Raw genomic sequence first — 16308 nt, forward strand, 5'->3', positions numbered from 1 at the left:
ACTAATTATGCTGAAATTCATTAAAATTTAGGCAAAAGGCTGTTCTGTGCTTTAAATATTTATGAAATATCTATTGTCTATAATTTATTGCTTGGTAAAGTATCACATGCTGACCATTTGGTCATGAAATTTATCGCTATAAACGAGGATAAATTTGAAGAATTTGTTAAAATGCAACGATCTAATAACAGGAAATTAAAATGGCAAGAGCAATAGTTTTAGTAATCGACGGTTTTGGTATTGGGCATGCACCCGATGCGGCAGACTTTGGCGATATCAGTGCCAATACTTTTGCTAACTTAGCACGACATTTTCATCAGCACGAAAAACGTGAAATTAAATTACCTAATTTAGCAAAAATGGGCTTGGTTCAAGCCGCTTTTGAAGCGGGCAAAGCTAGTTTTCCTGTGGCAAAGCAAGAGCCTGTACAGGGGGCGTATGGTTATGCGGCTGAGATTAGTACAGGTAAAGACACGCCAAGTGGCCATTGGGAAATGATGGGAGTGCCAGTATTATTTGATTGGGACTACTTTCCAAAAAATGGTAACGCCTTCCCCGTTGATTTGATTGAAAAAATCAATCAAGCCACTGGCTATAAGGGTATTTTAGGCGATTGCCATGCATCAGGTACCGATATTATTAACCAACTTGGGCAAGCGCATATTAACACTGGCTTACCTATTTGCTATACCTCTGCTGACAGTGTGTTTCAGGTGGCGGCTCATGAAGAACACTTTGGCTTGGACAACCTCTATAAATATTGTGAAACAGTGCGCGAGTTACTTGCTGACAGAAATGTTGGCCGTGTTATCGCCAGACCTTTTATTGGCGGCAGCCCTGAAGACTTTACCCGTACGGGTAATCGACGCGACTATTCTATTTTACCGCCAGCACCCACGGTATTAGACACCTTTACCCAAGCGGGTGGCTATGTCATCAGTGTGGGTAAAATTGCCGATATTTATGCACACCAAGGTATTAGTGAAAAAACTAAAGCCACGGGAATTGACGCTTTATTAGATGCGACAATTTCACATATCAATACGGCACAAGACAATAGCCTGATATTTACTAATTTAGTCAATTTTGACCAAGACTACGGCCATCGCCGTGATCCGATAGGCTACGCTTTGGCATTAGAGAATTTTGATCAGCGTTTACCCGAAGTGGTTGCGGCTATGAATGAAGATGATGTACTTTTTTTAACCGCAGATCATGGTTGTGACCCAACTTGGCATGGTAATGACCATACGCGGGAATATGTACCTGTTATTGCATTCCACAAACAGATACGATCTGTTAATATTGGCGAACGTAGTACCTTTGCAGATATTGGTCAAACCATCGCAGAATTATTTAAATTAGATAAAATGCCCTATGGTACAAGCTTTTTGTCTGATCTTGAGCTATGAAACAACACTAAAAACCTGACACTCAATATAGAATGTCAGGTTAATAAAACCTTTACACAAAACATAAACAGTTCTTGGGAGAGTACTTAATGAATGTTTTTAATAAAACGTCGCTCGCGCTTTGCGTCAATGCGGCTATTTTTGCGTGTGGTGCAGGCGCATCTAGCGCTGCTCTAGCGCAAGAAAATGCTAATGAAATTGATGCTGTCGGCGTTGAAGTTATTCAAGTTACTGCGCGTAAGCGTACTGAAAACATAAAAGATGTGCCGATTTCAGTATCAGCACTTACCGCTAAAAAACTTGAGGTATTAGGTTCTTCAGGTATGGATGTTAGAGCACTGTCTGCAAAAGTGCCGAGCTTATTAATCGAGTCTTCTTTTGGACGTACGTTCCCACGTTTTTACATTCGTGGTTTAGGTAATACAGATTTTGATTTGCTAGCATCACAACCGGTTTCATTGATTTATGATGACGTTGTGTTAGAAAATGCCTTAACTAAAGGTATGCCAATGTTCGACATTGAACGCGTAGAAGTTTTACGTGGTCCTCAAGGGACATTATTTGGTCGTAATACCCCAGCAGGTATTGTGAAAGTAGAATCGAAAAAACCAACGCAAGACTTTGATGCCAATATTTCTGGCTCATATGGTAGTTTTGGTAGTACTGATTTTCGTGTTGCTGTTGGTGGTGGCTTAACAGATACTTTGTCAGCACGCATCGCATTACTTCAACAAGACCGTGATGATTGGATTGACAACAAAGCACCTGGCTTTGAGCAAAAAGATCAATTAGGCGGTTACGCTGAAACTGCAGGTCGTTTGCAACTATTGTGGGAACCCAATGACGACCTCTCTGCGTTGTTTAACTATCATTACCGTGATGCCCAAGCCGATTCACGCGTTTTCAGAGCCAATATCATTAAACCTGGCACTAATGACTTAATTGATGATTTTGACCGCGAAACTGTATTTCAAGATGCTGCTGTTCGTAACAACCAAACGGTTGATATGAAAGGCGCTAGCTTAAAAATTGAATACAATATGGGTAGTCATACCTTAACATCTGTAACCGGTTATGAGTCAGCTGAAATGTTTTCAGTAGGCGATATTGATGGTGGTTACGGTGCTGCATTCTTAGATAATTATATGGGACCTGGTTTTATTCCTTTCCCTTCTGAAACTGGCGCTAAAATGCCAGATCATAAGCAACTGACCCAAGAAATACGTATCGCGAGTAACGATTTAGGTAAGTTAGATTATCAATTCGGTTATTTCTTATTTGATGAAGACTTAACGATTAATAATTTAAGTTTTAATACCTTAGGCGGCGGTGTACAAGATGGTATTGCGACACAACAAATGAAAACGTCAGCGTGGGCAGTTTTTGCGTCACTTGATTATGAAGTTTCTGATAAGTTAAACATCAACGGTGGTTTACGCTATTCAGATGATAAACGTGACTGGGATGGTCAACTAGTTCAGTCACCATTTGGTGCGCCAAGTTTTTCTGAAAGTAATAATGTGCAAGACTCACAAGTCAGTGGTGACTTAAGTGCTACTTACGCACTAAATGATGAAACTAACGTCTATGCACGTTTAGCTCGCGGTTACCGTGCGCCAAGCATTCAAGGTCGTAGTTTATTATTCTCGGCAAATTCAACCACAGCAAATTCTGAAACAGTAGATTCTGTAGAAACAGGTTTCAAATCAGTATTTTTAGAAAACACCGCTCGCGTTGATGGCTCAGTATATTACTACGTTGTTAGCGACCAGCAGTTAACTGCTGTTGGTGGTACGGGTAACGTAGCAAGTTTACTCAATGCAGATAAATCAGTGGGTTATGGTTTTGAACTTGACTCAGAATACTTTATTACCCCCAACCTAGCGTTAACCGCGAGCCTAAGTTATAACCACACAGAATTGCAAGATAGCAATGTTGCCGTGCCTGGTTGTGGCGGTGGTTGTACGGTTACCTCACCATTAAATAGTGACGGTTTAGCCTTGATTGATGGTAACTCATTACCACAATCACCTGAGTGGATTTCAAACTTAGCGGCCCGTTGGACGAAAGAAATGGGTGAAGGTCAACTTTATGTTTACACTGATTGGTCTTACCGTAGCGAAGTTAACTTCTTCTTATACGAGTCAACAGAGTTTACCGGTGATGCATTATTAGAAGGTGGTGTTCGTGTTGGTTACGAATGGTATGCAGATGGTGCAGAATACGAAGTAGCCGTTTTTGGTCGTAATATTACAGATGAAGAAAAACTTACTGGTGCTATCGATTTCAACAACTTAACAGGTTTTGTCAATGAACCTCGTTTTTGGGGTGTAGAATTTAAGGCGAACTTCTATTAATAAGCAAGGTAGCTTTAAAATAGTTTAAAAAATCAGCATGAAAAAAGCCAGTGATCATTTTGATTACTGGCTTTTTTATGGACAGAATTTACAGTAAGTTCGATTTTTTCGAATTCCAATTTATTCAGTAAGATATAAAATTGAGTAGAGCCTTTAATTAAGTAAATTAAGTAAATTAATTAAGTAAATTAAGTAAATTAATTACTCTAAATAGCACTTCATAATAACGTGTTGAAAAATGTTGGTTAACCTCGTCGTGCTTGAGAATATTATCGGTATGCTTATTTATGGGCGGTTTTTCAAATAGAGTGAATGCAAAACCAACTCATCATCCGTAACGCTATGTTACCAATCACCCAATGATATTGACTTCTGTTGATTACTTTTGCCTCAAAAGAGACATAAGCTTTTCAGTAAGTAACGGCAAGTTTGAACTTGCAGAAGGCATAGCCTATCATTCCTGATTGTTCCTCATCCTAACGGGCTCCAGAGCAATCATTGCTGTTGCTACTACATGGGTCTATATTTCTGTAGTGGTTAAATCCGAGTGCCTAAAAGTATGAGCCTTTACATGTTTTGTAATATCACTTTTAAGTATGGCTTGTCGTAGTTGTTTTCTAAATGCTGAAAACAGAAGTTATTCGCGGTAATATCTTTAAAAGCGATAAGGAATTACAGGGAACGCTTGGCAGTTACATCAACAAATACTACAATGTGTTGAGGATGCATTCAGGTATAAACTATTGTTCACCGATGGAATATAAAGCTATAGCGGCGTGATAAAAAATGTGTCCATTTTATCGGGGGAAGATCACAATAAACAGTTGGCTTCTGCTTGTTTCTATTCGTTTTTGTGGTAACTTTAGCAGCATAGGATATTTTGTATTTCTGGTTACACAGTTTTCGCCTAAATGGATTTAGTGCACATCGCTCAACTCCCTCTAGGTTTTATAAATTCTGCTTCTGTTTTCGCTTAATCAGTTTTTGTATAAACGGTTCAAATTCACGGTTAGCAGTAAAGTGGCGATAAGTTTTTAATTCTACTCATTCCACACAACAAACTTTGATGTTTTTGGTCATCTCAGTGTTTTCCATTAGGCAGCATATAAGCCAATAAAGCAGGACTAAAAACAGTTTGCTATTGCTCGTCCTTCGCTTTATTAGCAAGAAAAATTTAGCCTTTTATTGAGGCGTATATGTATGACAGAGGATTGGAGTTCAATGGAAGATCAAGCTATTAAAATCAAACGCAGCTCAAACCTAATTAAAGGTTTTATGGCTCTTGTTATTATCATGCAAGCAGTTCAGTTTTATCAAACTAATGTAATGGATTTTGGTGCTATTGCTGGTGCCATTGGTGTTTTATCCTTATTACGTGGTCTACTTTTATCTCCACCTTTATTAGCTGCACCACTAAAGCATTGGTTAAAGCCAAACTTTGCTTTTTCTAAAGAAAGCTATAAATATTTTATATTGGCTTTTGTATTAATTGTTGTAAGTTCGTTTTAAAAACACGAACTATAAGAAAATAAACTAGGACTCAAAACAGCTGGCCATTGCTGTGTCTCGCTGGTTTTGGCCATCAATTTTTAGCCTGTTATTTGGGCGTTAGCACTACCAAAAGGAATGTCGATGAAATCTAGAATATTAATCGTAATACTAGGGATAGCTTTTTTAGCTTCATGTAGCTCGATACTAAGCCAAAATACTGGAAAGAAAACGCAATCGAGTAGTTTGATGGACTTTCTATATCCAGATGAAACAAGCCGTTCTGAGCATAAACCAGAAACACCAGTTTTAAAATTACCAGTCAAAGTAGGTTTAGCTTTTGTGCCATCTAAAAATTGGCAACGTGATGGAATTCATAGTAAAGATCAAGTTGAACTTCTAGAAAAAGTGAAAAAATCTTTCCTCAAATATGACTATATTGATCGTATCGAAATCATACCAAGTACATACTTAAATGGCGGTGAAGGTTTTTCGACTTTAGAGCAAGTAGGAAGACTTTATGATGTAGATGTTATGGCTTTGGTTTCCTATGATCAAGTAACTCAATCACTAGAAAATAATGCCGCTTTTCTCTATTGGACAATTGTCGGAATGTATATCATTCCTGGAAATGAAAACTCCATTCAAACATTTGTTGATACGGCTGTATTTGATATAAAAAGCAAAAAGATGCTTTTTAGAGCTCCCGGCATAAACAAGATTGAAAAAAGAACTACTGCTGTAGGAATTGATGACACTCTTTCTGAAAAATCATTAGAAGGTTTCGGGTTAGCTGTTACTGATATGACGGTTAACTTGGATGCTGAACTTGCTCGCTTTAAAACAAGAGTAAAGGAAGAGAAAATTGCCAAGGTTGAACATCGCAAAGGTTATAGTGGTGGCGGTTCAATGAGTTTATATTTGTTAGTTTTAGTGCTCGTAGTGCTAACAAGCAAATTAACAAGGACAAAAAATACTTGGTTTTAGCTCATTCGTCGCTTATTTTAACCAACTATTATTTGCCTCTTAGTGAGGCGTTGGTATTTTTGTCGATAGGAGAGTCGAGTGAGTATATTTCTTGAGTTCATACCAAATCTATTTGTAGCTTTGGCTTTTGATTTTTTTCTGTATATAACTGGAGTATGTGTATTACGTGTAGTTTCTTTCGGTTTATCTAAATATCAATTGCATAGTTATAGTGAATATAAAAAGTTAAACAGTAAATCTAACAATGGCTACCTTGTGCCTTACGTAATAGGTATATTGTTTTATGTTCTAATCATCGTTTCAATTGCTTGGCTCAATTAAACGAAACTTAGTATCAAGTTTGAAGTGCAACAATAGCCATTATATTTCATGGTTTATCCCCTCTGGTGTTTTATAGTTGTGACGTTTTCTTGGTCGCTGGTTTAATTTCTTAGCAATTTGGTCGCATTGTTTCTGTGTGACCGTTTCCATGCTTTTTATCTTAGGAAGATACTGTCGAATAAGACCATTTACATCTTCATTACTTCCTCTTTCCCAATAATGGTAAGGGTTGGCAAAGTAGAACGTAGTTTGGCAGCGCTTCTCAATATTTTTGTATTGATGAAATTCAGTACCATTGTCTGAGGTGATGGTTTTAAATTCTAATGGCTTTCTCTTAATCAAGGTTATTGTCTTTTTATTCAGTGATAAGGCGTTTTTATTGGGCAGTTTTCCAATCATCACATAGCCTGTTTTTCGCTCTAATAATGTCACTATGCAATGAAAACTTCCTCGTTCATGGACAGTATCAATTTCCCAGTGCCCCTTATCCTCTCGCGTTTCTACACTTGCTGGACGTTCACTGATATTTCGTTTGTCTGCTAGGCGACCTCGACTATCATAGGCCTTGTAGCATTTTCGACGTTGTTTTGGTGATTGTCGAAGGTGAGTCCATAAATCGCCACTTTGCGCTTTATCGCGCCGAATATATTGATAAATAGTTTCATGGCTCATGCATTTTTTCATCAGCTTACGCACGAGTAGAAAGTAAGTGTCAATATAATATAGTTTTTTTCGTGAACGAGAGCGTCGTGTTCGAGCATAAGCATCATATTTTTCAACAAGATAGTATCCATGTGATGGGCACTTTTTGCGTTCAAGTTTACGAGCAATCTTATAGCGATGCCTCCCGATGATATCTGCTATCTCAGAATGACTCTTCCCTTGCTTTCTCTTGTAGTAAATTGTATATCTATCAGTTAATGTTATCTGTGTGGACTTAGTCATGGTTTCTCACTTCTTGGCGTGAGTAAAGAACCTTAGTATCACAGATAGCACTTTTGATTTTTAGTGGTGTTGCACTTAGTATATGAATTCGGCGCATATAACAAGGCAATCAAACGGAAAATAACGGCTGGCTGTTGTTCGTGCCTCACACATTTTAGCCAGCTATTATTTGCCGCTTAACCTGGCCTTATGTGCCAGATAGAGGTGGAACATGAAAGTACATTCAAGGCTGCTAAATGTAGCTGATTTTGAACAAATGAGAAAGATTTTACTCCGAGATGGGCCAAACGAGTGGAACTACATTACGAATGAAAGCATTAATCAACAGTTTCAGCTAATACGCGATGGAAAGGCGCTTGCTGTTTTAGCTGAAGATAATGAAATTATTGGGTTCGCGATTTTAATTTTTAAAGAGGCATGTCCTTCAAAACTTAGTCAATACTCCGATTTATCAACAATGGCATACATTAATGATGTGGTAGTTAACATGAATTATAGTGGTAAAGGGATTGGAAGCACGTTATTACAAAAGGCAATTGAGTTGGCTCACAAAGGACAATGTGAAAAAATATATATTGAACGCCACGAAGAAAATTTAGCATCCGCAGGCATGATGCGAAAAGCATCCTTTCAAATTGTTGATACCTTTTATGACCCACAGAAACGAACTTCTGGTTCAAGAAATACATCTGTGTTAGTCAACAGCACATAAGAATTTCAAGCGGGACTTGATCTTCCCCCGTTTTATCGGTGGAAGATCAACGGCGAACAGTTTACCTGTTTTCGCTTCGCTACACATTTTAGCAAACTATTATCTGCTCCTTAAATGGGCGTTGTTTTTTCAAAGTTAGAGTTTAAAAATGAGAAAAGAGTTCGAGGTTAAAGGCCATAAAGTTAAGATTGTTAACTCATGGCTTGGTGGCGCAAAGCTATACGTAGATGGCGATCTTCGTGATAAAGATTCAGCTTTTATTGCTAATGGCAAAACCGCACTTCTTTCAGCTAAACTTGCTGACTTTGGTATTTTAGACGTTTTTCCTATGTCAGCTTTAATATCTGTAGAAATGGATGCATTTTTAATTACAAACAATGAAAGGTTGCAAGTGTACAGCTCACATAAACGTTTAAACCTAACAGAGCAACGGTTGGCAAAATAAACTATAAGCTGTTAAATAAGGACAAAAAAACAGTTGGCTTTTGCTCCTTCGTCGCTAATTTTAGCCAACAACTTTTTGCCTGTTAACAGGGCGTAGGTATAAAAGGAATTACTGTGAGTCGTATACAAAACTATTATTTAGCCGGTTTTATTTTTTCTTCTGCAATGCTTAATATGTTTCTTGAACATGAATCTGTAGGCATTAAAGTTCTTTGTCTTATTTTACTACTAGGTAACTTTGCCTTTGCTGCTTTGTTTCATAATTTAAAAAGTAAAGTTGCAGGTTATAAAAACAAACCCCTAGAGTGAGTTACACATAAGTAAATCAATAAGGACAAAAAACAGTTGGTTTTTCTCCTTCGTCGCTTATTTTAGCCAACTATCATTTGCCTCTTAATGGGGCGTTGGTTTTCATAGCACTTGTATTATCTCCATCTATCGAAAAGGATAATTTGATGTTAAATAAAGTAATAATTATCAGCTGTACACTGATCTTCACAGGATGTGTTGTTGTTCCTGAAGTGGATCATTCTCAAAAATATCAGTGTGGTTTGTCGACAGATAAAAAGACTCTGAAAGTTGTTAACCTAATGAAGGGCGACACTAGCTTTTATGAATGGAATGATGAGTTTTTATCTATTATAACTATGCCGACATCAGCCGTTGTTTCAAGTGTATACGTAGCGGTAAATAATGTTTATCACTTTGGGGAAAAACAAATAAAATGTAGTAACAAAAACTAACAAGGCGTTATACGTTAAGGAGGATTCATGCGTTACATTCTCGTAATATTGATTTTTTTGACTTCAACTGGCAAAGTTCTAGCTGATGAACTCATTACAATATTCGTTAAAGAAGCCAGTTACTCCATAGGTAACTTAGGGAAAGAATTAACCCACGAAGAGTTAGAAAGTAAATTAAAACTACTTAAATTTTCACTGGTAACGTTAGACGTTGATTATTGTGCAGGTCCAGATACTCTCGCTTATGCGTATGTTGCAATTGCACGTAGTAAACCGGAAGTCAAAGATATAAGGTTGCAGTTAAGTGGTAACCATGAAGAAAGTCAGTGTAAAAAAGTATAACAAGGCGTTATCTACTCAAGGAGAGTTAAGCACATGGATTCTAGCCCTAACTTCAATAACTACACACTAGATGAACTTTTAGATGTTCAAAATAATATTGATTCAGAGCCATACCCTGAAAGCGCTAAAGAAATTGAGCTAGCTATTTCTAAGAAAATTAATGACCCAGCAGCTAAAGCTGAAATTGAAAAACAAGAAGAATCAGCTAAGTACTCTACATTTGGTCCTCGATTATGGGAATCAATTATTGATGGGTTTGGGTTCGTTATAAAAAGAAATACAAGGCAACAACGAACAGCGACCATAACAAACCCATTTATCAAAATGAGCTAAAGCAAAACTTTGCTGTTGAAGTACCTGATAAAGCGTGGGTAGGTGATACCGCCTACGTTTGGACATCAGAAGGTTGGCTATATTTATGTGTCGTGATTGACTTATATTCACGAAAAATCGTGGGTTGGAGCATGGGGTCAGAATGAAAGCACAGCTTGTTTTTGATGCATCGCCGGACTATAAATCTCAGGCTCATACCTCTGATGTTAGTCTGGATATGAAATACTTTTACAGTACAGCCAGTTATGATGGTGTGTTCTTCAGAATAGATCTGGATACCTGGGAAGTCAGTAAAATTTATATTGGTGGCAACCTGTTGATGGGCAGCTTTGTCTGGAATGTTGAAGGTGTGAATATTATCAATGGGGTCATAGCCTGAGGTATCCCATTGATAATATATAAAAATCACAAAGCATTAATACCATAATCAAAATAGGGGGGTCAGGTCTTGCGTTTTACTTCACTAAACACTCACTTGCACTCGGATCATCAGGGGCGGGCTTGTCTTTTTCTCTCCATAAGGCTACAGGTTAAAGGCAAGCCCTGATCCCATTGTTCTTCTACATAGCTCTAATCCAAAGCTTGCTGATTTTTTTCCTGCAGAATCATAGTGGTCATTAGACGCGCGAGGATTTCACCTCGATTAGCAAAGAATAACCAGCGCTGCTTAGCATCAACTACTGGAATGGAATCAATGTGTAACTCCTGCATTTTTTCCAACACTGCTTTTGCTGATAGTTCTGGGCTGACGGTTTGCTGATTGACACCAACTACTCTGTCTTTTAGCTGATCGTAATCCAGAGTTGTGCTTTGCGCTGGTAACTGAGCGACAAAGGTACTCGCTGAAATCCAGCCGTCGAATTGCCCTCCTTGCTGGAATACAACAAACTTTAAACCCAGAGTGCCTACATATTGTTTCAGTAAATCTACCGAATAGTTAATGTTATCAGGTAGTAACAGGGTGTTGATAGTTTTTAAGGGATTACTCCTGATTTCCTGTTGTAAAGTGAGTAGGTGACTACCAGAAGATTTCCTGACTACTCCGGCTGCTCCCCCGATACCTTTTATCGAGATATCTTCAAATGCCAGGTCGCTGATTTGCGTATTAGTCGCTGCTTCACCGAGCTTTAAGAATCCGCCAATTTCCACACTTCTACCGGATTTCATACTATTTAAAACAATGTTGTAAATTTGAGCTGCCTGTTGTTGAAACACCATCAGAGAAACAATAATGATGAGTGGCCAAACCAATTTAGTGATTAGTGGTATCCAGTCGCTAAGTTTATTTGAATTTTCCATTTTTAAATTACCTCTAAATGAGTTGAACAATAAACCGGTTTATTTTTCATAAAACAAAAATAGGGAGAGATTTTGCGTTTTGTTTCACCAAAAAAAACATTTGTATCCGGTTCATAAGGGGGCGCTTGTTTTTGCTCTCCATAAGGCCGCCAGTTAAGGCAAGGCCTGTCCCCAGTAGTGCTAACGCATCAGACAAATTTTATGCGGTTAATTAATCGACAGATAATTAATGAGAATAGACACAATATCTTGGCGTGTCCAGCAGCCAAAAGAAACGGCGGGGTCAGGTCTTTGATTTATGACAAAGCCAAGGTCTATACCCAGGCATGGCTTGCCACTAAGAATGAAATAGGGCGGCAGGGCTTGCGTTTTGCTTCACTAAAAACTCTTCTTGCATCCGGGGCAGGCTTGTCTTTACTCTCCATAAACCCGCTGGTTAAAGGCAAAAGGCAAGACATCCCTCATTGTTTCTTTGCGCCTAATTTATGCACTGTGCTTACACAAAAATAAATGCGGTATTAGGCGTAATGCCAACTTTCCTTCTCACTAATTAAAATCCCAGGGAGCTTCTTTTTAAATACGATAGAGTTTGTTCAAACAAATGGACAGATTAAAACATCTGATATTAGTTATGGGTCTAAGCCAAGATTTAGATTTAATATCAATTATCAATAGCAAGTCGATGGCAAATCTTACGCATCAAATAGAATAGGTTTTGGTTTCAAGGGAGCGATAAAAATAAAATGTAGATCTTATTATCAAGCGTTATTCTACTAACAAAAATGTGACCGTTTACTTTGATAAAAGTAATTCAAGCTTCTCTGTGTTAGAGCCTGAAAGGAATATGAAGTGGCAGAGTAAATTTGGCTTTATATTTCTTTCTGTTTTGTATTTAATGGGTGTAGGTTTAGTTATACCAATCTCACTAATTATCTGATCATTTTTACTGGTTAAAATAACCCACTACTGTGTTATTTATTTAATAATTAGAACCACTAGTGATTAAAATAAATGCCTTATATTTGGCCATTTTTCCTGCGTATAAAGTAGACCACCTAATTAATGACATTGGTATTATTTATGCTTTGGTTAAATCGAACTATAAGCCAATCAAAAGGGATTATGATAATGATCGAAACAAGAACACATGTGCGAGAGTTTTTGGTAGGCTGGCTTGAGCACCATATGCCGGGTAATGTCTTTGTGTGGTACGACATTTTAGTTATTGTATGGATAATCACGTTTACCTTAGTCTTACATTATATTATTAAGGTCTCAGCTAAGCATTTTATCAAGGGCAAGTTTGAAACCACCGACTTGCCGCAGGCGAAAAATTTAACTCTAGATTTATTTCAGCGCCTAGCGAAGCGACTTTCGTTGACGCTGCAAGGCGCCATTGTGGTGGTTCAAGCCAAGCTTTTACTCGCGACAGGGAGCAGCTTATTACATCTTGCTGAAGTCGTTACCGACCAGTGGATTATCTTATTTTCTTTATTGTCGTTATTTACCTTTTTAGACATTTTGCAATCGCTTTCAGATAGACGCACAAGCCAGGCACACTTTCCGTTAAGAGGCCTTTTGCAAACCGTTAAGCTTGTTGCCAGTATGTTAACTTGTATTTTAGCGGTGTCGTTGCTGATGGACAAATCACCCCTTATTTTACTGAGTGGCTTGGGCGCACTGTCTGCCGTAATGTTGTTAGTATTTAAAGATCCTATCTTGGGCTTAGTTGCCGGTATACAGCTCTCGGCTAATAATATGTTGGCAGTGGGAGATTGGCTTGAAATGCCAAAGTATGGTGCAGACGGCGATGTGATCGACATTGCTTTAACAACAGTTAAAGTAAGAAATTGGGACAAAACGATTACCACTATTCCTACCTATGCACTTATCTCAGACTCATTTAAAAACTGGCGCGGCATGTCTGAAGCGGGTGGTAGAAGAATAAAACGAAGTATTCATCTAGAAATGAGCAGTGTCTGTTTCTTAGATAAAGAGCAACTAGCTGAATTGAAAAAGGCGCATTTACTCAGCGAGTATATAACGCATACGGTGCCAGAAATTGAAAAAGAAAATACCGATAAAAAAACTGATATGACAGTAATGCAAAATGGCCGACGACTAACCAATGTTGGTACTTTTAGAAAGTATCTGGTGTCATTTTTGCAAAACCATCCTGATATTCATCAAGGAATGACCTTGATTGTTAGGCAGCTAGAGCCAACAAGTCATGGTTTGCCGATTGAAATTTATGCTTTTACCAACACAACAAACTGGAATGCTTACGAGGATATTCAGTCAGATATTTTCGATCATGTTATTGCTGTGTTACCCGCTTTTTCACTGAGAGTACATGAGTCACCGACCGGGAATGATATTAGGTCATTGGCGAAACACTAGCTTGATGATTGGTTAACTGTAGAGCTGTTAAACTCACAGGTTTTACGCTAAGCCTTAAATATTGGGCTTAGCGTCTGTCGTACTCTTAAAGCCGCTATCTTTAAAACATCAAGGTTCAAAGCATTAACGTAAATTATTAAGGTTTACAGTATAAACATTTAAAACTAGCTACTCGCTTATAGAACATTTTTCTAGGTTGGCAACGGATAAGCAGTAGTAGCTGAATTTTTACTGATAGCAGATATGACAAGCTATTAATCATATTCACTGGCATACCATTCATGTTCATAAGCTAAACTGCCCCATAAAGCATGTGCTAAAGCGACTTCAGACAATGATTGATTAAGCTTTGTTGGTGTTAATTTTTTTTCATCAAAATCATAACTGAAATTCATCGGATCTTTTTGTGGTTGTAGTATCGTTACTTCATCGTCTTCCATATAAGCAAAGTTTTCAGCATATTGCATCATAGCTCGTCCTGAACTTTGTGGTTTGTTTAAATCATGGCCCAGCATAGGTGAATGATTGGTCACGCCCATTAACGATAAAAGTGTTGGCGCTAAATCAATTTGACTGACAACTCTCTCGTCAGAAAACGGCTGCTTTGATGAATTGAGAATAACACCCGGAATATGAAAGTTTTTGATGGGCACAAGATCACTGCCAAATGCTCTGGCATCATGATCGGCAACCACCAAAAATATAGTATCTTGCCAATAAGGCTGTTGCTTTGCTTTAGTGATAAATTTACCTAAGGCATAGTCTGCATATTGGATAGCTTTGTGACGTAATAACTCTTTCTCATCATATTGGCTTAGTTGCTCTTCTGTATACTCAATAGGGGTTATAACGCCTGCTGGAATTTCAAAAGGGTCATGATTACTAGACGAAAAAATAAAACTAAAAAAAGGAGTTTCGCTATTGTTTAACTTGGTTAATTCAATATGGGCTTGCTTGAATAAATCTTCATCACTGGCTCCCCACGAGCCAACAAACTCAGGGTTTTGAATATCGTTAAAATCAACAATATCGCTAAAACCGTTGCCCAAGAAAAAGCTCTTCATGTTGTCGAAATGACTTTCGCCGCCATAAATAAATTGTGTGGTGTAATTATGTTTGGCAAGTAAACTCGCAATAGTGAAAAAGCCATGCTGTGATTTATCAAGTTTGACTACCGCTCTGGCAGGCGTGGGTGTAAAACCCGTAATTACGGCTTCAATGCCTCTAACAGAGCGTGTACCTGTGGCATATAAATTTTTAAAGGCCCAGCCTTCATTATTTAATTTATTAATTTCAGGACTAAGAGGAAGCCCGCCCAATGACGAGACAAACTGAGCACCTAAACTTTCTTCTAAGATAATAACCAAGTTTTTAGCTTTACCTTGATAGCTAGGTGCACGAGAAGCCAAAGAGGGTTGAATGAGATCGGTAAATGCTTGTGGTGCTAAACCTGTTTCCTGTTGCACAATGGCAATGACTTTTTCAGTGGCCATTTTACCATAAAGCTTTGAGGCATTTTTTTCATTACCTAACTGTTTGTAGGCATGAGCAACACTATAGATAGAATTTAGTGTTAACGAATTTATTAAAGGATCGGTAGAATAATAAACTAACGACGGATTTATTGGCCGATGTCCAACAGTGCCTCTGGCACACATCACAAGTACGACAAATAAAGTAACAAATGAAAGAGTCGCTGACTTAAACGATACCAAACGTCGAGGTTGGTTTGTATTGATCAGTTTAGCTAACAGGTGCCAAAACAATTTACCTGGAATGAGTATTAAGGTGAGAACCATAATTAAGGTAAATAAGTGACCGTTGAATAACATTTTCATGACTTCATTAGGATAAGCTAAATATTCAATGAACAGTCTATTCGGTCTGAAACCATATTCATCAATAAATGCCGGCGTGGCTAATTCAAAAAATAGTACGCTGATAAAAATGAAGAAAAATAGTACCTTTAATACCTTCAGCCATACTTTTTGATAACCGGAGATCATAAACCAGGGATGCATTATGGCAGGTAAAATTAATAAATAGCCTAATGCGCTTAAGTCGATTCTAAAACCATTTAAAAATAAGGTTAGAAAGCTATTAAAAGTATCGAATCGCTGAATTTGCCATAGACCTAAGCCCAGTCTAGAAATGAAAAGTGTCAATATTAATAGTAAGAAAAATAAGACAAAGGGTCGTAATAAATTGAGTGTAGTTTTAAACATGTTTCAATACCGCTAATAGAGGACGCTGCTACTTTAAAAAATGAAACTTAAGAGAGGCTTAATTTAAACTGAAAGCGAGCTATGCTAGTTACAATTATTACATTTATTAACGAAAAACAGGTTGACTAGGGCTAAACTACTTGTTTTGTAATTACTTTGCAATACATAATTTGCATAGAATTTTGGAAAAGGAGGGCGGAGCATATTTTCAAAATTATATTATTTAAGCGACAGTGACGTGGTTTAATGGATGTGAAGAGAGTCTTTAAATATGATTAAAGCGCTATTAAATTTAAATAA

15 protein-coding genes and 2 pseudogenes are annotated in these 16308 nt (G+C 37.7%); 14 read left to right on the plus strand and 3 right to left on the minus strand.

The window, feature by feature from the left end:
* Positions 1 to 200: 200 nt before the first annotated feature.
* The 5 genes and pseudogenes from H4J54_RS02420 to rhlP all read left to right on the plus strand — a co-directional run bounded on the left by H4J54_RS02420 (position 201) and on the right by rhlP (position 6244).
* Entirely contained in the window at positions 201 to 1412 is a 1212-nt protein-coding gene (locus H4J54_RS02420) for a phosphopentomutase (protein ID WP_182189236.1), read from the plus strand.
* An 89-nt stretch (positions 1413 to 1501) separates the two neighbouring features.
* The gene (locus tag H4J54_RS02425) at positions 1502 to 3769 is read left to right on the plus strand and encodes a TonB-dependent receptor (protein WP_182189237.1); all 2268 of its coding nucleotides are present in this window, start codon (positions 1502 to 1504) and stop codon (positions 3767 to 3769) included.
* A 624-nt stretch (positions 3770 to 4393) separates the two neighbouring features.
* Positions 4394 to 4549, plus strand: a pseudogene (locus tag H4J54_RS02430) (IS3 family transposase); the annotation flags it as partial.
* A gap of 420 nt (positions 4550 to 4969) precedes the next feature.
* The gene (locus H4J54_RS02435) at positions 4970 to 5278 is read left to right on the plus strand and encodes a hypothetical protein (RefSeq protein WP_182189238.1); all 309 of its coding nucleotides are present in this window, start codon (positions 4970 to 4972) and stop codon (positions 5276 to 5278) included.
* A 123-nt stretch (positions 5279 to 5401) separates the two neighbouring features.
* Positions 5402 to 6244: a rhombotarget lipoprotein gene (rhlP, locus tag H4J54_RS02440; protein WP_182189239.1), complete on the plus strand. Its 843-nt coding sequence runs from the start codon at positions 5402 to 5404 to the stop codon at positions 6242 to 6244.
* 360 nt (positions 6245 to 6604) lie between these two features.
* Here the strand turns inward: rhlP and H4J54_RS02445 are convergent, their stop codons facing one another.
* Positions 6605 to 7510, minus strand: a complete 906-nt coding sequence (locus H4J54_RS02445; RefSeq protein ID WP_182189240.1) for an IS30 family transposase — start codon at positions 7508 to 7510, stop codon at positions 6605 to 6607.
* 211 nt (positions 7511 to 7721) lie between these two features.
* Between H4J54_RS02445 and H4J54_RS02450 the strand changes: the two genes are divergently transcribed.
* The 8 genes and pseudogenes from H4J54_RS02450 (at position 7722) to H4J54_RS02485 (ending at position 10463) form a co-directional block, all read left to right on the plus strand.
* Complete coding sequence (locus tag H4J54_RS02450) at positions 7722 to 8222, plus strand: GNAT family N-acetyltransferase (protein ID WP_182189241.1); 501 nt, start codon at positions 7722 to 7724, stop codon at positions 8220 to 8222.
* A 148-nt stretch (positions 8223 to 8370) separates the two neighbouring features.
* Positions 8371 to 8667 carry a hypothetical protein gene (locus H4J54_RS02455; protein ID WP_182189242.1) on the plus strand — a complete coding sequence of 99 codons (297 nt, stop codon included), beginning with the start codon at positions 8371 to 8373 and terminating at the stop codon, positions 8665 to 8667.
* Between the two features lie 113 nt (positions 8668 to 8780).
* Positions 8781 to 8975 (plus strand): hypothetical protein, encoded by a 195-nt coding sequence (locus H4J54_RS02460; RefSeq protein ID WP_182189243.1) that lies wholly within the window; start codon positions 8781 to 8783, stop codon positions 8973 to 8975.
* A 146-nt stretch (positions 8976 to 9121) separates the two neighbouring features.
* Positions 9122 to 9409 carry a hypothetical protein gene (locus H4J54_RS02465; RefSeq protein ID WP_182189244.1) on the plus strand — a complete coding sequence of 96 codons (288 nt, stop codon included), beginning with the start codon at positions 9122 to 9124 and terminating at the stop codon, positions 9407 to 9409.
* A gap of 27 nt (positions 9410 to 9436) precedes the next feature.
* Positions 9437 to 9751, plus strand: a complete 315-nt coding sequence (locus tag H4J54_RS02470; protein ID WP_182189245.1) for a hypothetical protein — start codon at positions 9437 to 9439, stop codon at positions 9749 to 9751.
* A 33-nt stretch (positions 9752 to 9784) separates the two neighbouring features.
* Entirely contained in the window at positions 9785 to 10084 is a 300-nt protein-coding gene (locus H4J54_RS02475) for a hypothetical protein (RefSeq protein ID WP_182189246.1), read from the plus strand.
* A pseudogene (locus H4J54_RS02480) lies at positions 10006 to 10253 on the plus strand (DDE-type integrase/transposase/recombinase); the annotation flags it as partial. The gene H4J54_RS02475 and the pseudogene H4J54_RS02480, both read left to right, overlap by 79 nt.
* Positions 10227 to 10463 carry a hypothetical protein gene (locus tag H4J54_RS02485; RefSeq protein WP_182189247.1) on the plus strand — a complete coding sequence of 79 codons (237 nt, stop codon included), beginning with the start codon at positions 10227 to 10229 and terminating at the stop codon, positions 10461 to 10463. The pseudogene H4J54_RS02480 and the gene H4J54_RS02485, both read left to right, overlap by 27 nt.
* 191 nt (positions 10464 to 10654) lie before the next feature.
* On the opposite strand, the gene H4J54_RS02490 is transcribed toward H4J54_RS02485, so the two are convergent.
* A complete protein-coding gene (locus H4J54_RS02490; protein WP_182189248.1) occupies positions 10655 to 11383 on the minus strand; it encodes a hypothetical protein in 729 nt (242 codons plus the stop codon).
* Positions 11384 to 12511: 1128 nt separating this feature from the next.
* Here H4J54_RS02490 and H4J54_RS02495 point away from each other — a divergent pair.
* The gene (locus tag H4J54_RS02495) at positions 12512 to 13783 is read left to right on the plus strand and encodes a mechanosensitive ion channel family protein (RefSeq protein ID WP_182189249.1); all 1272 of its coding nucleotides are present in this window, start codon (positions 12512 to 12514) and stop codon (positions 13781 to 13783) included.
* Between the two features lie 254 nt (positions 13784 to 14037).
* Here H4J54_RS02495 and H4J54_RS02500 read toward each other — a convergent pair whose 3' ends face one another.
* Positions 14038 to 16008, minus strand: a complete 1971-nt coding sequence (locus H4J54_RS02500) for an LTA synthase family protein (protein ID WP_182189250.1) — start codon at positions 16006 to 16008, stop codon at positions 14038 to 14040.
* Between the last annotated feature and the right edge of the window lie 300 nt (positions 16009 to 16308).

The organism is Colwellia sp. MB3u-8, assembly GCF_014076985.1.
Classification (GTDB): domain Bacteria; phylum Pseudomonadota; class Gammaproteobacteria; order Enterobacterales; family Alteromonadaceae; genus Cognaticolwellia.